14 protein-coding genes are annotated in these 18,690 nt (G+C 64.0%); 9 read left to right on the forward strand and 5 right to left on the reverse strand.

The genetic code is table 11. The features are described 5' to 3' along the window. From fdhD to cydB, 8 genes are all read left to right on the forward strand, one after another. Window positions 1-837, forward strand: a complete 837-nt coding sequence (gene fdhD, locus AB4Z51_RS10465; RefSeq protein WP_247308970.1) for a formate dehydrogenase accessory sulfurtransferase FdhD — start codon at window positions 1-3, stop codon at window positions 835-837. An 18-nt stretch (window positions 838-855) separates the two neighbouring features. Continuing rightward, window positions 856-1,521, forward strand: coding sequence for a YoaK family protein (locus AB4Z51_RS10470; protein ID WP_441268487.1), 666 nt, complete (start codon window positions 856-858; stop codon window positions 1,519-1,521). 164 nt (window positions 1,522-1,685) lie between these two features. Then, window positions 1,686-3,122, forward strand: coding sequence for a class II fumarate hydratase (gene fumC / locus AB4Z51_RS10475; RefSeq protein ID WP_247308975.1), 1,437 nt, complete (start codon window positions 1,686-1,688; stop codon window positions 3,120-3,122). 13 nt (window positions 3,123-3,135) lie between these two features. Then, window positions 3,136-3,561, forward strand: a complete 426-nt coding sequence (locus AB4Z51_RS10480; RefSeq protein ID WP_441268486.1) for a hypothetical protein — start codon at window positions 3,136-3,138, stop codon at window positions 3,559-3,561. Then, window positions 3,558-3,962 carry a hypothetical protein gene (locus tag AB4Z51_RS10485; RefSeq protein ID WP_166351885.1) on the forward strand — a complete coding sequence of 135 codons (405 nt, stop codon included), beginning with the start codon at window positions 3,558-3,560 and terminating at the stop codon, window positions 3,960-3,962. Before AB4Z51_RS10480 ends, AB4Z51_RS10485 begins: the two co-directional genes overlap by 4 nt. Before the next feature lie 42 nt (window positions 3,963-4,004). Next, window positions 4,005-5,543: a malate dehydrogenase (quinone) gene (gene mqo / locus AB4Z51_RS10490; RefSeq protein WP_441268485.1), complete on the forward strand. Its 1,539-nt coding sequence runs from the start codon at window positions 4,005-4,007 to the stop codon at window positions 5,541-5,543. A gap of 18 nt (window positions 5,544-5,561) precedes the next feature. Continuing rightward, window positions 5,562-6,971 carry a cytochrome ubiquinol oxidase subunit I gene (locus tag AB4Z51_RS10495; RefSeq protein ID WP_441268484.1) on the forward strand — a complete coding sequence of 470 codons (1,410 nt, stop codon included), beginning with the start codon at window positions 5,562-5,564 and terminating at the stop codon, window positions 6,969-6,971. 2 nt (window positions 6,972-6,973) lie between these two features. Next, a complete protein-coding gene (gene cydB, locus AB4Z51_RS10500; protein WP_441268483.1) occupies window positions 6,974-7,960 on the forward strand; it encodes a cytochrome d ubiquinol oxidase subunit II in 987 nt (328 codons plus the stop codon). A gap of 95 nt (window positions 7,961-8,055) precedes the next feature. On the opposite strand, the gene AB4Z51_RS10505 is transcribed toward cydB, so the two are convergent. After that, window positions 8,056-9,303 (reverse strand): oxalate decarboxylase family bicupin, encoded by a 1,248-nt coding sequence (locus AB4Z51_RS10505; RefSeq protein WP_085401753.1) that lies wholly within the window; start codon window positions 9,301-9,303, stop codon window positions 8,056-8,058. A 240-nt stretch (window positions 9,304-9,543) separates the two neighbouring features. Between AB4Z51_RS10505 and AB4Z51_RS10510 the strand changes: the two genes are divergently transcribed. Then, window positions 9,544-11,835 carry an FdhF/YdeP family oxidoreductase gene (locus AB4Z51_RS10510; protein WP_441497381.1) on the forward strand — a complete coding sequence of 764 codons (2,292 nt, stop codon included), beginning with the start codon at window positions 9,544-9,546 and terminating at the stop codon, window positions 11,833-11,835. Window positions 11,836-11,841: 6 nt separating this feature from the next. On the opposite strand, the gene AB4Z51_RS10515 is transcribed toward AB4Z51_RS10510, so the two are convergent. The 4 genes from AB4Z51_RS10515 to AB4Z51_RS10530 all read right to left on the reverse strand — a co-directional run bounded on the left by AB4Z51_RS10515 (window position 11,842) and on the right by AB4Z51_RS10530 (window position 18,690). Continuing rightward, on the reverse strand, window positions 11,842-13,806 hold the full coding sequence (locus AB4Z51_RS10515) for an ATP-binding protein (RefSeq protein ID WP_441497382.1): 1,965 nt from the start codon (window positions 13,804-13,806) through the stop codon (window positions 11,842-11,844). Window positions 13,807-13,974: 168 nt separating this feature from the next. After that, window positions 13,975-14,391: a thioesterase family protein gene (locus AB4Z51_RS10520; RefSeq protein ID WP_441268480.1), complete on the reverse strand. Its 417-nt coding sequence runs from the start codon at window positions 14,389-14,391 to the stop codon at window positions 13,975-13,977. Next, on the reverse strand, window positions 14,378-17,521 hold the full coding sequence (locus AB4Z51_RS10525; RefSeq protein WP_441497383.1) for an efflux RND transporter permease subunit: 3,144 nt from the start codon (window positions 17,519-17,521) through the stop codon (window positions 14,378-14,380). Before AB4Z51_RS10525 ends, AB4Z51_RS10520 begins: the two co-directional genes overlap by 14 nt. Next, window positions 17,518-18,690 (reverse strand): efflux RND transporter periplasmic adaptor subunit, encoded by a 1,173-nt coding sequence (locus AB4Z51_RS10530; RefSeq protein WP_441268478.1) that lies wholly within the window; start codon window positions 18,688-18,690, stop codon window positions 17,518-17,520. The genes AB4Z51_RS10525 and AB4Z51_RS10530 overlap by 4 nt, the downstream gene beginning before the upstream one ends.

Consider the following 18,690-nt stretch of genomic DNA (forward strand, 5'->3'; position numbering starts at 1 on the left):
ATGGCGAAAGGCTCGACATTCACCCGGCATTGGGAGATTGCCTGGCGCGGCGGTCAGACGAAGTCGACCTCGCGGCTGGTTGCCGAGGAGACCGCGATTGCGCTCACCTATAACGGCTCGACCCAGGCGGTGATGATGGGCACGCCGGGAGATCTGGAGGATTTCGGTATCGGCTTCAGCCTCACCGAGGCCATCGTCGAACGTGCGAGCGAGATCAGCAGCATCGAGCTGATCCCGAACGATCTCGGCGTCGAGGTTCGGATGTGGCTCGATGGTGACCGCGCGGCATCCCTGGCTGCACGGCGCCGAACCATCAGCGGCCCCGTTGGCTGCGGGCTATGCGGCATCGAGAGCCTCGAACAGGCTCGCCGCGCGCCGGCGCGGGTGAAGGGCCGGGGCATCGTTTTTCACGCGCGCGACTTGCTGGGCGCCATGCAGGCCCTTTCTCCGCACCAAATCCTGAATCAGCAAACGCGGGCCGTCCACGCGGCGGCCTTCTGGCATCCGCGGGCCGGCATCGGCCTGGTCAGAGAGGACGTCGGCCGGCACAATGCGCTCGACAAGCTCGCCGGCGCGATCGTACGCGAGGGGAGATCGGCGTGCGATGGCGCGGTACTGCTGACCAGCCGCGTTTCGGTCGAGATGGTGCAGAAAGCGGCGATGCTCGGCGCACCGGTCATCGTGGCCGTATCCGCACCCACCGCACTCGCGATCAAGACCGCGGATGAAGCGGGGATCACGCTGCTCGCGATCGCTCGCGATGACGGATACGGCGTATTCACGCACCCGCGTCGCGTTCTGCTGCCGGATGAGGCCGCAACGCACGCCGGCTGCTGACCTCGCGGGCCGACGCACATGGCGATGCAAGCCGTATCTCCGGAACCGGTCGCCGAGACCGGAAGCGTCGTCCATGCTCCGGAGCGATCGGTTCTCGTGGCGTCTCTTCTGAGCATGACGGGCGGCTTTCTCGACGCCTTTACGTGGCTCTCGCTCGGCGGCGTGTTTGCAAGCTCGCAAACCGGCAATGTTATCTTCCTCGGCATCGACGCCATGTCCGGGCAATGGCGGCAGGCAACCCATCATCTTCTTCCGCTTGCCGCCTTTCTGCTCGGCGCATCGCTGGCAATCCGCCTCAAGTCGCCGCTGCTCTGCCTCGCCGGAGAGATCGTCTGCCTGGTCGCGGTGATGCTGTTGTATCATCAGATTCCGGACATGATCACGATCCTCGGAATCTCCTTCGGCGCCGCGCTGCAGTCGGCCAGCTTCAGGCAGGTCGAGCGCTGGAAATATCTCACCGTCACCGTCACCGGCAACATGCTCCGTGCCCTCGATCAATCAGTTGCGTCCGATCGCGATGCGGCGCGCGGCACCGCAGTCATGCTTCTGGTCTGCCTGATGTTCCTGTCGGGGGCTGCCATCGGGGCCTGCGTGACGAAATGGCTGCACGCCTGGGGCCTTGTCCTGCCGATCGCATCTTCGGTGAGCGTTCTTTGGCTCTGCCGGCCACAGCTGCGAAGCTGAACCGTCGATCCACGTCCCATGATTTTGCTCGTTGACGGTGCGGAGCGCGCACCATGCCATTCGGCAAAAGGACGTTCATTCACGGAAGCATGCGCGTCATGCGGTGCATACACTTTCTAACAGCGCCGAGATGGCCTTTCGACGTCAACTGCCAAGAGGCACGGATGAACAACCTTCGCAAAGAGACGGACAGCCTGGGTGAAGTGGACGTTGCCGCGGATAAGCTCTGGGGGGCGCAGACGCAGCGTTCGCTCGAGCATTTCAGCATCGGCAAGGACCTGATGCCGCGCGAGATGATCCAGTCCTACGCGATCCTGAAGAAGGCGGCCGCGAACGCCAATTGCGCCGGCGGCCGTCTCGACGGYAAGGTCCACAAGCTGATCGCGCATGTCTGCGACGAGATCCTCTCCGGCCAGCATCAGGACATGTTTCCGCTTCACGTCTGGATGACCGGCAGCGGCACGCAATTCAACATGAACGTGAACGAGGTGATCTCGAACCGATGCTGCCAGCTTGCGGGCACGCCGCTCGGGAGCAAGCACCCGGTTCACCCGAACGATCATGTCAATATGTCGCAATCCTCGAACGACAGCTTTCCCTCGGCCATGTACATCGCAGCCGCGATGAACGTGACGGAGCGGCTCGTTCCGGCGGTCGAGGCGTTGCACGACGCAATCGCGGCAAAATCGAGCCAGTGGGACGACGTCGTCAAGATCGGCAGGACCCACATGCAGGACGCGACCCCCCTGACGCTCGGGCAGGAATGGTCCGGCTATGCCGGCATGCTCGCCGACGATCTGGCCCGCATCGACGACGCGCTCAAGGGGGTCTTCCGGCTCGCCCTGGGCGGCACGGCCGTCGGCACCGGCATCAATGCCGCGCCGGGCTTCGCCGAGGCGGTCGCCGCGGAAATCGCGCGGCTGACCGGGCTGCCCTTCGTCAGCGCACCGAACAAGTTTGCCGTCCAGGGTGCGCATGACGCGCTGGTGCAGCTATCCGGCACGCTCCGCACGCTCGCGGGGTCGCTCTACAAGATCGCGAACGACATCCGTCTGATGTCCTGCGGCCCGCGCGCGGGCTTTGCCGAATTGCTGATCCCCGAGAACGAGCCGGGCTCGTCGATCATGCCGGGCAAGGTCAACCCGACGCAGGCCGAAGCGCTGACGATGATCGCCGTGCAGGTGATGGCGAACGACGTCGCCGTCGGGTTCGGCGGAGCCGGCGGCTATCTGGAAATGAACGTCTATAAGCCGCTGATCATCCACAACATCGCGCAGTCCGTCACCATCCTGACCGATGGTTGCACCAATTTCCGCACCTTCCTCGTCGAGGGCACCGAGCCGAACCACAGGAAGATCAAGGAGTATGTCGAGAGATCGCTGATGCTCGTGACTGCGCTGGCGCCCGTGATCGGCTACGACAAGGCGTCGCGGATCGCGCACTATGCGATGGACAACGACCTCACGCTGAAGTCGGCGGCGCTCAAGCTCGGTTTCGTGACCGAGCCGGAGTTCGACCGCATCGTGGATCCCGCAAAGATGGTCAAGCCCTATGTGGCGGAGATCAAGGTGCCGCTCGCAATCGGCGCGAAGGCCGGCTGAAGGGGCGGCGGCAATGATCCGGTGCGTCAGGCTCTGGACGGGTGCGGATGGCAAGTCGCACTTCGAGGATGGCGTCGTCGAGCTCGCGCGCGGGGCGAGGGGCGATGCGCTCAGCGCAAAGCTTCGGATCGATGCCGCTTCGTTCCACGAAACGGATGCAGATCCGAAACTCGGCTGGCATCCCGACGCAGCGCGCCAGCTCGTCATGTCCCTGAGCGGGACGCTACGGTTCGAAACGGCGGACGGAAGCTTCACGCTGCGCCCGGGCGATGTCCTGTTCACGGAAGATACCGGCGGGACGGGCCACAATTGGACCATGACGGACGAGGCACCATGGCAGCGCCTCTACGCGGTTCTCGAGCCGGACGCCGAGGTGCCGTTCCGGTCCGAACGACGCCGCGCAGGCGGCGCAACCACAATGCAAGGAGAGACACGATGATCCGCTGTGTGCGCCTATGGACCGGAGAGGACAACAACTCGCATTTCGAGGAAGGCTTCCTCGAGCTGGAGCCGGGACAGCGCGGCGACTTCCTGACCGGAAAGATCGATGCCGCCAGCGTCTCCTTTCAGGAAACGGAATCGGGCGGAGCTTTCGCCTGGCACACCGCGCCGATCCGGCAGCTGGTGATCACGCTCAGCGGAACGCTCGATTTCCAGACGCGTGACGGCCACCACTTCCTGCTCCACCCCGGCAACATCCTGCTGGCGGAGGACACCGCCGGCTCGGGGCATAGCTGGAAATTGACCGACGATTCATCCTGGCGCCGTGCCTACGTGATCCTGCGTCCGGGAGCGGACGTGCCGTTCCGCGCCAAGGTGCGGCAATCGGTGCGGGCCTGATCGAGCCATCCAAAGCAGCAACACCCGACGAAGGAAATAGCCATGTCAGCAGCTTCCGACCGCGAAACTGATGTCGTCCTCATTGGCGCCGGCATCATGAGCGCGACACTCGGGGTCTTTCTCAAGGAGCTCGAGCCCTCCCTGTCGATCCAGATGTACGAGATTCTCGGGGATTGCGCGCAGGAAAGCTCCGACTCCTGGAACAATGCCGGGACCGGCCACGCGGCGAACTGCGAGATGAACTATACGCCGCAGCGGCCCGACGGCAGCATCGACATCTCCAAGGCGCTCCAGGTCAACGTGGAGTTCGATCTGTCCCGGCAGTTCTGGTCCTACCTGATCGGTCGCGGAGCGATCGCGGATCCGCAAGCGTTCATCCATCCGGTGCCGCATATGAGCTTCGTGCACGGCGCGGAGAACGTCGAATTTCTCCGGAAGCGGTTCAAGGCGATGTCGGCCCATCATTGCTATGAGGGGATGGAGCATACCGAGGATCCCAGGCAGATTGCCGAATGGGCGCCGCTGGTGATGGACGGACGGAGTGGCGACGAGCCGGTTGCCGCAACACGGATCATCACCGGCACCGACGTCGACTACGGCTCGTTGACGCATCTGCTGGTCAAGCATCTGGTCAGCCAGCCGGGCTGTGCGGTCCACTACAACAGCTGTGTCACCGGACTTGACCGGGAGCAGGGTGGCCGGTGGCGTGTCGAAGTGCGGGACACCGCGAGTGGCGAGACGCGGTCGGTGCGCGCAAAGTTCGTCTTCATCGGTGCCGGCGGCGGTGCGCTGCCGCTGCTGGAGAAATCCGGCATCCCGGAGGGGCGCGGCTATGGCGGTTTCCCGGTCAGCGGGATCTGGCTGCGCTGCGATGATCCCGAGATCAACAAGCGTCACCATGCCAAGGTCTACGGCAAGGCGGCGGTCGGATCGCCGCCGATGTCGGTGCCGCATCTCGATACGCGGGTGATCGGCGGCCAGCACTCGTTGCTGTTCGGTCCCTATGCCGGCTTCTCGAGCAAATTCCTCAAGCATGGCTCGCTGCTGGATCTCTTCGAGTCCATTCGTCCCGCCAATGTCAAGCCGCTGCTTTCGGTGGCGCGCGACAATTTCGATCTCACCGAATACCTGGTCGGGCAGGTGCTGCAATCCGAGGGACACCGGCTCGCCGCACTCGACGAATATTTCCCGAAGGCCGACCCGAAGGACTGGAGGCTGCAGGTCGCGGGCCAGCGCGTCCAGATCATCAAGCCCAATGTCAAGCGTGGTGGGTTGCTCGAGTTCGGGACCGAGCTCGTCGGCGCGGACGATCATTCGCTGGTGGCCCTGCTCGGTGCTTCACCGGGGGCTTCCACCGCCGCGTTCATCGCGATCAGCGTGCTCGAGAAGTGCTTCGCCGGGGAGCTGACGGCAAGCGCCTGGCTGCCCAAGCTGAAGCAGATCATCCCGTCCTATGGCGTGTCGCTGATCGACGATGCGGATTTCTGTCGCCAGATTCGTGCAGCGACCGCTGCGGTCCTCAAGGTCGACAACATTCCGCAGCCGGCCGCACGCGCGCCGGCGGCCGCGAAGCGGGCGTGAACCAACGGAGAATGTTCGATGGACCCGACGGCGCTCCTTCTGTCGCGGCTGCAATTCGCTTTCACCATCTCGTTCCACATCATCTTCCCGGCGTTCACGATCGGGCTTGCCGCCTGGCTCACCGTGCTCGAAGCGATGCACCAGTACAGTGGCAAGCCCGTCTACCGGACCCTGTTCGCGTTCTGGCTGAAGATCTTCGGCGTGGCGTTCGGCATGGGCGTCGTATCCGGCGTGGTGATGGCGTTTCAGTTCGGAACGAACTGGAGCGTGCTCTCGAAGATGTCGGGCCCGATCCAGGGCCCGCTTCTCTCCTACGAGACCTTCACCGCCTTCATGCTGGAAGCGGCCTTTTTCGGCATCCTCATCTTCGGTCGCCCCCGGGTGCCGCCGTGGTTCTACCTGTTCTCGACGGCGATGGTCGCGCTCGGGACGACGCTTTCGGCGTTCTGGATCATGGTCAACAACAGCTGGATGCAGGTGCCGACCGGCTACGTCCTGCAGAACGACCAGTTCGTGCCTGATGACTGGACGCAGATCATCTTCAATCGCGTGGTCTGGGTCCGGTTTCCGCATATGCTGCTCGCGTCCTACCTGACCGGCGCGTTCTGCGTGGCGGCAACCGGCGCGTGGTATCTGCTGCGGCGGACCTATCGCCCCGAAGCTCATGTCATGCTGCGGATGGGCCTTGCGCTTGCGGCGGTGCTGCTGCCAGTCCAGCTCTTCATCGGGCATCTCGTCGGCGACTATGTTCACGATTACCAGCCGGCCAAGTTCGCCGCGATCGAGGCGCGCTGGCATGACGAGCAGCCGGCCTCGGAGGTGCTGATCGCGATCCCGGATTCGAGTACCGAATCGAACAAATACGCGATATCGATTCCCGTGCTCGGGAGCATCATCGGAAGCATGAGCCTGACGTCGAAAGAGGTCGGCCTCACCAGCTTCGCGCCGCAGGACCGGCCGCCGGTGCTGATCCCGTTCTTTGCCTTCCGCATCATGGTCGGCTGCGGCTTCGTGATGCTGGGGCTGGCCTGGCTCGGGACCTGGCTCGGCCTCAAGCACCGGCTCGATCGGAACCGCCTCTTGCTGTGGGGCATCTTCCTCAGCTTCCCGCTGCCGTGGGTCGCGATCCTCACCGGCTGGTACACCGCGGAAGTGGGGCGCCAGCCATGGACGATCTATGGCGTGCTGCGGACTGCGGACGCCGTGACGCCGTTCCTGACCGCGTCGGCTGCGATGACTTCCTTGATCCTGTTCGTCGCGGTCTACGCCTTCATCTTCTCGTTCGGGACGTATTACATCTATCGGCTGCTGCGTGCCGGCCCGGCGGGACTCGGCGGCAGGCCGCTCCACGTTCCCGTCCCCAATCGGCCGATGTCGCTCGCCGATCAGGTGCCGGCTGCACGCAGCTATCTCGGGGCGGGAGAATAGCCATGGTGATGTACTGGGTTGCCCTTCTTGCCATCAGCATCCTGATCTATCTCCTGCTCGACGGGTTCGATCTTGGCGTCGGCATGCTGTTCGGGGCGGCCGGGGGTGAGTCGCAACGGGATGCCATGCTGAGCACGGTCGCTCCGGTCTGGGACGGCAATGAAACTTGGCTGATCGTCACGGGCGTGATCATGTGGGGCTCGTTTCCCGTGGTCTACGCCATGGTGATGTCGGCCTTCTATATCCCTGTTCTCGTGATGCTGCTCGGATTGATCCTGCGCGGCGTGGCGTTCGAGTTTCGCGGCAAGGCGCTCAGTTCGCGCTGGGTCTGGGACGTCAGCTTCGTCGTGGGCTCGTTTGCCGCCAGCTTCATGCAGGGCGCGATGGTCGGCGCTCTGGTCGAAGGACTCGAGTTCTCCAACGGCGATTATACAGGCGGAACGCTCGGCTGGCTGACCGCCTTTTCCGCCCTGTGCGGGATCGGGCTCTGCTTCGGCTATTCGCTGCTCGGCGCCTGCTGGCTGGTGCGGAAGTGCGACGGTCCCGTTCGGGATGTCGCACGGCGCCAGATCCCGCCGCTGGCAATCGGCGTCCTGGTCTTCCTGGTCGTCGTCTTTGCGTATGCGCTTGTCGAACATCTTCCGATTCTACAACGCTGGACCGACCGGCCCTATCTGTTCGTGTTTCCCGTGATCGGTGCCGGTGCGGCCGCGATGCTGGCCAAGAGCATCCTGCGCCATGACGACTATTGGCCGTTCCATATGGTCGCCCTGATCTTCGTCGCGGCCTTCGCCACGCTGGCCTTATCGTTCTGGCCCTACATGATTCCGTTCGTCGTCACGATCGACGAGGCCGCGGCGCCCCATGCAAGTCTCGCATTCATGTTCTGGGGCGCCGGCCTGTTCGTATTCCCGCTGATGCTGCTCTATGTGGCGATCGGCTATCGCGTCTTCCGCGGCAAGTCGGCCCCTGCTGCCGATCACTACTGACGGCTGCACGCTCGAAGTTGCCGTGAGCTGTCACGGATAAAAAGAAAGGCGCCGGTTTCGGCGCCTTTCTCGTTCAGAACTCTTGCGAGGCTGGTTCAGGATTTGGGCATGACGCCGGGGCTGTTGTCCGGCCATTGGGCGATCAGCTTCTCGTCGATGTTGAAGTGCTGGGCGACCAGTTTGGGTGGCGTGTGCGTCAGCCAGTAGGAGAGCGACACCTCCTCGTAGCGAGGGGCTCGAAACACGCCGACGAACTGCAGCTCGGTGTCGCCGACGTTCTCGACATAGTGGCCGAGATTGCGCCGGACATAGCCGATGTCGCCGGCCGCGAAGTCCGTCGTGAACGCATTGGGGCCGGTGTCGAACACCGTCATTCGCGCCTTGCCCTTGATGTAGTACTGCCACTCGTCGGCATTCGGATGCCAGTGCATCTCCCTGACAGCGCCCGGCGGCATCGACACCAGCGCCGCAGCGACGGTGGTGGCAACCTTGAAGGTCGTGCTGTCGGCGACGCGGATGCTGCCGGCGGAGCTCTCCTTGACCGGGGCCGAGCCGCCGAGCGAGTGGACGAAGGGGTAGGGCGGCGCTTCGGCGTGCTTCGCAACGGCTGCGCGATCGGCGGCGAGATCGCCGGGCACGGTCCCCTGGAAGATCCAGCGGTTGTGCAGCGGGATCTTTGCGAACGCGTCGGCCGGAACACCGAAGTTCTTCGCCAGCACCTCGGGCGGCGTGTGGGCGAACCAGTCGGTCACCAGGAGCGTGTTGAATTCATTGGCGTGGCCGTCGTCGAAACAGATCACGAACTCGCAACCATCGGGGCCCAAGCCCTGCAGCGAATGCGGCGCGCCCGGCGGAAAATACCAGAGGTCGCCGACTTTGAGGTCGCCGACATAGGGACGACCCTGCGTGTCGAGCACGGTGACGCGGCAGGAGCCGTAGGTCAGGATCGCCCATTCGGCAGCCTGGTGCCAATGCAGCTCGCGGATTCCGCCGGCAGCCAGCCGCATATTGACGCCGGAGATCTCTTTCGAGATGGCGAAATCCTCGACCGTGACCTGACGGGCCCAGCCGCCATTCTGGATGCGCCTCGGCGCATTGTTGAACGAGGCCCAATCCATCGGCAGGCCGCCGACGTCCGTCGGGGGCGGGGTTTGGGCTGAGGGGAAGTGCTTGGCAAGGTCCGGATCTTGAGGACCGGGATCGGACAGGCTTCCCGGGCTCTTGGCGTTCACGGCGCCTTGCGGCGGCTCGTCCGGATTGCCGAAAGTTGCGGCCTGCGCGCTGGAGCCGACCATGGCGGCGCCTGCCGCGGACATGGCCAGCAAATCACGTCTTGAGAACATCTTGGGTCGCTCCTGAAAAATGTCGAAAGCCCTCCGTAGCGACGGGGCTCCAACTGACAAACCTAGTTTCCGGTCGCCGATTCAGCTTCCGTGAACGCGCTCTTTTTGCCGGAATGCACTGGCTGCTGCGGCCGGCTCCGAACATGTGCAATTGCGAAATTCGGCTTCGTTTTGAAAAGACGGCTCTGCCCGCACGATCCTTAACTGGCCCGGAGAATTGCCATATCGCGAGATATCGAGATGACAACGAAATCGGTTCGTCCCTACCGTGAACCCGCCGGCGGCTGGGGCGCACTCAAGGCGCTCAGCGAGGCGCTTCTGGTGCAGCGGGCGCCGCTGAAGGGTGCAGCGACGCTCAGCAGGATGAATCAGCCGGAGGGCTTTGATTGCCCCGGCTGCGCCTGGCCAGATCCGAAGCACACCTCGTCATTCGAATTCTGCGAGAACGGCGGCAAGGCGGTCGCCTGGGAGACGACATCGAAGCGCTGCACGCCCGAATTCTTTGCCGAGCATACCGTCACGGAGCTCGCGAGTTGGAACGATTACGATCTCGAAATGGTAGGTCGGCTCGCCCATCCGATGGCCTATGACGCCGCATCCGACCGCTATCTCCCGGTGCAATGGAGCGACGCATTCGCCATGATCGGCCGCGAGCTGAATGCGCTGCCGGATCCGAACATGGCGGAGTTCTATACGTCCGGGCGAACCTCGAACGAAGCCGCCTTCCTCTATCAGCTGTTCGTGCGCGAGTACGGCACCAACAACTTTCCCGACTGCTCGAACATGTGCCACGAGGCGACCAGCGTCGGCCTGCCGGAATCGCTCGGCGTCGGCAAGGGCACCGTGCTGCTGGAGGATTTCGACAAGGCCGATTGCATCTTCATCTTCGGCCAGAATCCAGGCACCAACAGCCCGCGGATGATGACCAGCCTGCGCAACGCGGCCCGCCGAGGGGCCTCGATCATCTCGTTCAATCCGTTCCGCGAGCGCGCGCTGGAGCGCTTCCAGGCGCCGCAGAGCCCGGTTGAGATGATCACGCTGTCGTCGACGACGATCAGCTCGAAGCTTTTCCAGGTGCGTGTCGGTGGCGACGTCGCCGTCCTCAAGGGGATCATGAAGATCCTCGTCGAAACGGACGAGGCCGCCCRTGCGGCCGAGCAGCCGGAGATCCTGGACTGGGATTTCATTCGCGGGCACACCGCGGGCATCGACGCGCTGATCGACGATCTCAAGCGAACGCAATGGCCCGACATCGAACGTCAGTCCGGCCTGACGCGCGAGGACCTGGAATATGCCGCCGGCGCCTATATGAAGGCGGAGCGCGCCATCCTTGTCTACGGCATGGGCATTACCCAGCACCAGCGTGGCGCGCACAACGTGCAGCAGATCGCCAATCTTGCGCTCTTGCGCGGCAATGTGGGACGCGACGGCGCCGGCGTTTGTCCGGTTCGCGGTCATTCCAACGTGCAGGGCGACCGAACCGTGGGGATCACGGAGACCCCCAAGGCGGATTTCCTCGAGCGCCTCGAGCACCGCTTCGGTTTCAAGCCGCCGAGCGCGCCGGGACACAACGTCGTGACGGCATTGGAGGCAATGATCCGCGGCGAAGTGAAGGTCTTTTTCGCGATGGGTGGCAACTTTGCCGCGGCCATACCCGACTGGCAGGCGACGCAGGCCGCGCTGCGCAAGCTCGATCTGACCGTCCACGTCTCCACGAAGCTCAACCGCAGCCATCTGATCCATGGCCGCGCCGCCCTGATCCTGCCGTGCCTCGGGCGAACCGAGATCGACATTCAGGAATCGGAGCCGCAGTCGATCACGGTCGAGGATTCGATGTCGATGGTCCACGCCTCGGGCGGTCGCAACAAGCCGGCGTCCGAGCACCTTCTCAGCGAGGTCGCGATCGTCGCAGGCCTCGCCAAGGCGACGCTCGGCGAGCGCACGGTGGTCGATTGGGACGGCTTTGTGGGCGACTACGATCGCATCCGGGATGCGATCGAGGCCGTCTTCCCTATCTTCGAGAGCTACAATGCCCGTATCCGCATTCCCGGCGGCTTCCATCTGACCTCGACCGCGCGGGAGCGCATCTGGGCAACGCCGTCCGGCAAGGCCAATTTCCTGGTGTTTGAGGGCTGCGGCGAGGACCCGCCGCAGGCCGATCCGGATTTCCTGTGGCTCAGCACGATACGCAGCCACGACCAGTACAACACGACGCTCTACTCGCTGTCGGATCGCTATCGCGGCGTCTTCGGCCAGCGCGACGTGGTTTTCCTCAACGAATATGAACTGAAGAAGCGCGGGCTCGTGGACGGCGATCGCGTCGACCTGATCACGGAGTCGACCGATGGCGCCGAGCGGATCGTGCGCAACTTCCGCGTGGTGGCGTATTCGTTTCCGACCGGCTGCTGTGCCGCGTACTATCCGGAGACCAATCCGCTGGTGCCGCTCTATGCCCGTGATCCCCTCAGCTTTACGCCGTCATTCAAGGGCATCCCGATCCGCCTGGTGCGCTCGACCGCCCCGGCGCAATAGAGCGGGTCAGGCGTCGGCGTCCCGACCGGATGGCGGCGATGACGCCGGCGTCGCGATCGGCAGCGTAAACCAGAACCGGGCGCCGCGATCGGTGCCAAGGCCTTCGGCGCCAAGTCCTTCGGTGCTAAGTCCTTCGGCGTCGATCCGGCCGCCATGCGCTTCGACGATGGACCGGCAGATCGGCAGCCCCATGCCCATGCCGGACTCCTTGGTCGTGAAAAAGCTTTCGAACACCCGGCCGGCATGTTCGGCGGAGATGCCGGGACCGTTGTCCTCCACGGAGCAGCACAGGGTTGTCACGTCCTGCGCGGCGGTGGTGATGACGATCTTGCCATGGTCGCGTCCCGCCTGCGCCATCGCTTGCACGGCGTTGATGGCCAGATTGACGATCACCTGCTGGAGCTGGGTGCGGTCGCCGAGCACGAGTGCAGCTTCCGCGTCGGGCCGGTGCAGGATCGTTACGCCTCGGGATTCCATCTCGTGGCGCAGGAACAGAAGCGCCTCGCGAATGACATCGTCAAGCGACAGAACGGCACGCTCCGGCGCCTTGCTTGAAGCCATCCCGTGAACACGCGCCACGATGTTCGCGGCCCGCCTCGTATCCGTGGCCATATTCTCGATTGCGCTGCGGACCTCGGCCATGTCGGGAATGGGCCTGTTCAGCCAGCGCAGCCCGGCGGCGGCGTTGGTCGCGATGGCGGCCAAAGGCTGGTTGACTTCGTGCGCGATGGAGGCGGTGAGCTCACCGAGCATCGAGACGCGCGCCGCATGCGCGAACTCCGCCTGCACCTGCCGAAGTCTCTCCTGGGCGCGGACGCGTTGCGAGATGTCGATCGTGGCGACCAGGCTTATTTCGAGATCATTGATTGGACCGACGCGGGCCGTGGTGAAGAGAACGTCGACGACGCGGCCGTCCCACGTCACCATCTTGGTTTCTTCCTCGAAGTTCGTTTCACCGCGAAAGCGGGACTCCATGGCCCGCCGAAACGTATCCGGGCGTGCCTTCCAGGTGTCGGACATGGAACGCCCGACATAGCCGTCGACGCCTCCTCCGAACATCTGGATGGCCCGTTCGTTGGCTTCCTGAAACGAGAGCGCGTCCATGCAGGTCCGGAGAAAGTCGGGATGGCTGTCGAAATAGCTGCCGAGGTCCTTGATGCCCTCGGCTCGCAGTTTTCGGAACAGCACCACCAGTCTGCTGGCGTCGAGCTGACGGAGGGCGATCGGCATGCGGCCGAACAGGTGGCGGTAGCGCTGCTCGCTCCGCTCCAGCTCGGTGTGGTCCTTCTTCTGGGCGGTGATATCCATGACCGCGCCGATGAACCGAAATTGTCCGCGCTCTTCCGACGTTCCACGGGCGACCACGCGAATGTGCCTGATCGAGCCATCGCTCAGGATCAGCCGATGTTCCAGGGAAAAGTCGTTCCTGTCGTTCGTGGCGCGATCGAGCGCCTCGCGTACGGCATTGAGATCGTCGGGATGCGTACGCTTCAGGATAGTGTCGAGCGACGGCGGCAAGGTCGGCTCGAGATCGAAGATCCTGAACGTCTCTTCGGACCAGAACAGCTCGCCGCTGGCGACGTTCCAGCCAAAGCTGCCGGTGTGGCTGAGCTTCTGGGCCTCGGCGAGATAGGCGACCTGACGCCGCCGCAAGACGTCCTCGCGCTCGAGCCGGTGCTGCCGCCTGACCAGGCTCGCGATCGCAAGCAACGACAACACGACAATGACGACCAGCAGGGCGAGGGCGCTGGTGGTGAGGTCGATCCCGAGCAGGAAGCACGTGAATGACAACACGCCGAGCGCGACGCCTCCCAGGACCCAAAGGGCGGGATGAGCGTAGCGCGAATGGTCGGGCCACGATGCGCGACAGACCATACCCGTGTGACGGACCGTCGCGGGTTCCTTGCCTTCGTGAGCGAGTCCGAGTTGGGCCAGCAGATTGAAGAGGTCCAAGAGATACTCGCCGGGCATGAGACCAATTCCCGAGCCCGGATGTCCGGACGCGGGATGCAAGCGATGTACCGCAGCGTGGAAAACCGGTCTTTTGCTTTTTCGCGGACCCTTTGTCAAAACGCACGGCGTCGCGATGCGAGCCTGCGCGCAGATCCGGGATGTTGCCGCGGGAAGGATTCCGCGACCTTAAGCCAACGCCGCGGTGGGCCTCGTCACGCCGAAACGCCTCTCGAACTCGGCGACATCGACAACGCCGCGCCGATGGGTCCCGTCGCCGATCTTGCGGCCGCCGTCCCAGGCCTCGACCTCGAACACGACGCTCCTGGCTTCGACGGCGACGACCCGTGCGACCGCGCGCACGGTGCGGCCGACCGGCGTCGCCGCCAGATGACGGACGTTGACCATCATCCCGACGCTGACATAGCCGGTCGGCAGGGACGGCTGGATCGCCGATCCCGCCGCCATCTCCATGTGCAGGATCATCATCGGCGTGCCGTAGACCTCAGGCATTCCCGGCACCACGTGGCCGACCGTCATCTCCGCCGTGACGGTCACCAGCTTTTCCGCCGTCATGCCGACGCTCACCTGATCAAGCGGACTCATGGCCCAATCCGGCATCTGCTTCACTCGTGGAGGGGGCGGGTGTCTCGACCGCATGTGGCTTGCGGTTGGTGAACCAATTGCCGAGCCGGTCGAGATAGAGATAGACCACGGGCGTGGTGTAGAGCGTCAGGATCTGCGAGAGCATCAAGCCGCCGACGATCGTGTAGCCGAGCGGCTGGCGCAGTTCGGCGCCGGTGCCGTTGCCGAGCATCAGAGGCACGCCGCCGAGTAGCGCGGCCATGGTCGTCATCAGGATCGGACGAAAGCGGAGCGTGCAGGCCTGGTAGATCGCTTCCTCAGGGCTCAGCCCTTGATTGCGCTCCACCTCGAGGGCGAAGTCGACCAGCATGATGCCATTCTTCTTGACGATGCYGATCAGCAGGATGATGCCGATGATGGCGATGACGCTGAGATCCATGTGGACTGCCAGCAGCAGCAGCAGCGCGCCGATGCCGGCGGAAGGCAGCGTCGACAGGATCGTGATCGGATGGATCAGGCTCTCATAGAGGACGCCGAGGATGATGTAGATCACGATCAGCGCCGCCCCGATCAGCAGCGGTGTGCCGGACAGGGACGACTCGAAAGCTTGCGCGTTGCCCTGGAACGAGGTCGACAGCGAGGCGGGCTTACCGGTGTCCTTCTCGATCTTCTGGATCGCCGTCACCGCATCGCCCAGCGCTACGCCCGGTCGCAGGTTGAACGAGATCGTCACCGAGGGAAACAGGCCCTGGTGATTGATCAGAATCGGCGCCGGCATGATGACGCTGTGGACCAGCGTGCTCAGAGGTACCTGTTGGCCGGTGGCCGAGTTCAGGTAGATATCCTTGAGCGCGTCAGGCCCATACTGGAAGGCTGGATCGACCTCCATGACCACGTGGTATTGGTTCAGCGAGGTGAACATGGTGGAGACGATGCGCTGACCGTACGCGTCGTCGAGGGTGTTGTCGATCGTCGTGGGCAGGATGCCGAAGCTCGAGGCGACTTCGCGATTGACGGTGACCTGCAGCCTCGGGCCGGCATTGGCCTGGTCGCTCGCGACGTCGGTGACGAGGTCGAGCGCGCGAATCTTCTCCAGGAAGATCGCCGACCAGTGGTTGAGTTCGTTGGAATCGGCGTCCGTCAGCGTGAACTGATACTGCGTCTTCGACAGGCGCGCGCCGATCGTGATGTCCTGGGCCGACTGCATGTAAAGCTTGATGCCCTGGATATGGGCGAGCCGGGGTTCCAGCCGCGCGATCACCTGGTCGGCGCTGGCCTTGCGTTCCGGCTTCGGCTTCAGGACGATGAAGATGCGCCCCTGGTTGAGGGTCGCGGTCGGGCCGCCCGGACCGATATAGCTCGCCACCGACTGGATCGCCGGATCCTTTGACAGGATGTCGACGACCGCCTGCTGGCGTTCGGACATGGCGGGGAAGGAGATGTCCTGGGCAGCCTCGGTGATGCCGACAATCTGTCCGGTATCCTGTTGCGGGAAGAAGCCTTTCGGGATGATCACATAGAGATAGCCGGTCAGCGCGATCGTCGAGAGCATCACGAGCAGCGTCACGAAACGATGGCGCAGCACGATTCGCAGGCCGCGCGCGTACAGCGCAAGCAGGCCATCGAAGCCGCGCTCGAACATGAGATAGAGCCGGCCATGCTTCCTGCGCGATTCGTCCTTCAGGAGGCGCGCGCACATCATCGGCGTCAAGGTGAGCGAGATCACCAGCGACAGCAGCAGCGATGCGGTGATCGTGACGGCGAACTCCTGGAACAGCTTTCCGACGTAGCCGCCCATCAGGAACAGCGGGATGAACACCGCGATCAGCGACAGGGTGATGGAGACGATCGTGAAGCCGATTTCGCTGGAGCCTTTGAGCGCAGCCTCCATGGGCGTCATGCCCTGCTCGAGATGGCGCACGATGTTCTCGATGACCACCACGGCGTCGTCGACCACGAATCCCACCGCGATCGACAGCGCCATCAGCGAGAGGTTGTCGAGACTGTAGCCGAGCACATAGAGGACCGCGAAGGTGCCGATCAGCGCCAGGGGAACAGTGATCGCCGGGATGATGGTGGCCCAGAAGTTCCGCAGGAACAGGAATATCACCATCACCACCAAGGCGACGGTCAGCATCAGCGTGAATTGCACATCGGAAACCGCAGCGCGAATCGTGGCGGTGCGGTCGGCGGCGATCGTCACCTTGATCGCCGGCGGAACGGAAGCCTGCAGCTGCGGCAGCAGTTTCTTGATGCGATCGACGGTTTCGATGACGTTGGCGCCGGGGACGCGCTGGACGGCGAGGATGACGGCGGGGTCCTTGCCGTACCAGCCGGCCAGCAGATCGTTTTCGGGCCCCTCGATCGCCGAGCCGATGTCGCGCAGCCGCACCGGCGAGCCGTTGCGATAGGCGATGATGAGGGCTTCATAGGCGGAGGGCTTCAGCAACTGGTCGTTGGTATTGAGCGTATAAGTGACGCGCGGGCTGTTGAGCGTGCCCTTGGGCAGGTCGACATTGGCGCCGGCGATCACGGTGCGGACGTCTTCGAGGCCGATGCCGCGGGCGGCAAGCGCCTGCGGATTGACGCGGATGCGGATGGCGGGCTTCTGCTGGCCGCCGATACCGACCAGGCCCACGCCCGGCACTTGGGAAATCTTGGGCAGCAGGATGTTTTCCGCGTAGGCATCGACCGTGGTCTGCTGCATCGACTCTGACGTCAGCGCGATCAGCATGATCGGCGTTTCCGCCGGATTCACCTTCCTGATCGTCGGCGGGTAGGGGATGTTCTGCGGCAGGTACGGGCTCGCGGCGTTGATCGCGGAGAGCACGTCGACCGCCGCGCTGTCCACCGTGCGCGACAGCTCGAACTGCACCGTGAGCTGGGCGACGCCGAGTGCGCTGGACGAGGTGAGCTGCGTGACGCCGGGGATCTGGCTGAGCTGCTGTTCGAGTGGCGTCGCGACCGACGAGGCGATGGTTCCGGGGTCGGCGCCGGGCAGTTGCGCCGAGATCTGGATCGTCGGGTAGTTGACGTTCGGCAGCGCGCCGACCGGCAACAGGGGATAGGCCGCGAGGCCGCACAGCAGCAGGCCCGCCATCAGCAGAGCGGTTGCAATCGGCCGCAGGATGAAGGGCGCGGACAGGTTCATGGGAGCGCGTCCTGCACGGAGCTTTGCAGGTCGGCTTCGCGCGCGGCCTTGCCGTGCAGTTCCCGAACCTGGCTTCCTTCCGTCAGCCGATACTGACCGTCGACGACGACGGTATCACCTGATTTCAGTCCCTGGTCGATCAGGGCCTGCCCGTCGCTGATCTGTGCGACGTGAACGGGACGCAAGGAAGCGGTCTGGTTGGGAGCGACGACATAGACATAGCTGCCGTTCGGGCCCTGCTGGACTGCGGAGCCGGCGACCGTCAGCGCATCCTTCTGAATCTTCAGCAGCAGCCGGGCATTCACCAGCTGTCCCGGCCACAGCCGGTGCTCGTGATTGGCGAATGTGGCCTTGAGCTGGACGGTGCCGGTCGTCCCTGCGATCTCGTTGTTGACGAGCAGCAGCGTGCCTTCGCCGAGCTTAATCTTGTTGTCCTGGCTGTAGGCGATGACCTTCAACTGGCCTTTTGCTTCGTGTTCCTGGATCACGGGCAGATCCGTCTGCGGAAGGGTGAACAGCAGCGAAATCGGCTCGATCTGGGTGACGACGACGAGACCGTTCGGGTCGGTCGGATGAATCACGTTGCCGACATCGATCTGGCGGACGCCGGTGATGCCGGGAATGGCCGATGTCAGGCGCGTGTAGCTGAGCTGGACGTTGGCCTCGTCGATCTGCGCCTGGTCCGCTTTCACGGCGGCCTTGAGTTGGGCCACCTGCGCGGTCTGCGTCTCGATCAGCTGCGGGGTCGCATAACCCTTGTCACCGAGTTTACTGTAACGGGAGAGATTGGCTTCGGCATTGGTGAGTTGGGCCTGATCTCGGTCGCGATTGGCCGTCAATTGCTCGATCTGGGCCTCGTAGGGACGCGGGTCGATCTGGGCGAGCAGATCTCCGGCCTTGACGGTCTGTCCCTCGGTGAAGGCGATCTTGACGATCTGTCCCTGAATCTGGCTGCGCACGACATCGGTGTTGTAGGCGATCACGGTGCCGATGCCGCGCAGATAGATCGGAACGTCCTTGCCGATGACCGCCGCGGTGACCACCGGTACGGCCGCGGGCACTGGCGCGGCGGCGACGACCGGCTTCCGGTCCGCGGCGAAGAACCAGAGGCCGGCTCCGACGAGAATCGCGGCGAGAGCGACAAGCGCGATGGCGAGATTTCGTTTCAT

The sequence above is a fragment of the Bradyrhizobium sp. 2TAF36 genome, from assembly GCF_052114925.1.
Taxonomy (GTDB): Bacteria; Pseudomonadota; Alphaproteobacteria; order Rhizobiales; family Xanthobacteraceae; genus Bradyrhizobium; species Bradyrhizobium barranii.

Excerpts from the sequence above, each read along its gene's own strand:
- fdhD (WP_247308970.1), top strand. The coding sequence starts at position 1 with ATGGCGAAAGGCTCGACATTCACCCGGCATTGGGAGATTGCCTGGCGC.
- AB4Z51_RS10470 (WP_441268487.1), top strand. The coding sequence starts at position 856 with ATGGCGATGCAAGCCGTATCTCCGGAACCGGTCGCCGAGACCGGAAGC.
- AB4Z51_RS10480 (WP_441268486.1), top strand. The coding sequence starts at position 3,136 with ATGATCCGGTGCGTCAGGCTCTGGACGGGTGCGGATGGCAAGTCGCAC.
- AB4Z51_RS10485 (WP_166351885.1), top strand. The coding sequence starts at position 3,558 with ATGATCCGCTGTGTGCGCCTATGGACCGGAGAGGACAACAACTCGCAT.
- mqo (WP_441268485.1), top strand. The coding sequence starts at position 4,005 with ATGTCAGCAGCTTCCGACCGCGAAACTGATGTCGTCCTCATTGGCGCC.
- AB4Z51_RS10495 (WP_441268484.1), top strand. The coding sequence starts at position 5,562 with ATGGACCCGACGGCGCTCCTTCTGTCGCGGCTGCAATTCGCTTTCACC.
- cydB (WP_441268483.1), top strand. The coding sequence starts at position 6,974 with ATGGTGATGTACTGGGTTGCCCTTCTTGCCATCAGCATCCTGATCTAT.
- AB4Z51_RS10505 (WP_085401753.1), bottom strand. The coding sequence starts at position 9,303 with ATGTTCTCAAGACGTGATTTGCTGGCCATGTCCGCGGCAGGCGCCGCC.
- AB4Z51_RS10515 (WP_441497382.1), bottom strand. The coding sequence starts at position 13,806 with ATGCCCGGCGAGTATCTCTTGGACCTCTTCAATCTGCTGGCCCAACTC.
- AB4Z51_RS10520 (WP_441268480.1), bottom strand. The coding sequence starts at position 14,391 with ATGAGTCCGCTTGATCAGGTGAGCGTCGGCATGACGGCGGAAAAGCTG.
- AB4Z51_RS10530 (WP_441268478.1), bottom strand. The coding sequence starts at position 18,690 with ATGAAACGAAATCTCGCCATCGCGCTTGTCGCTCTCGCCGCGATTCTC.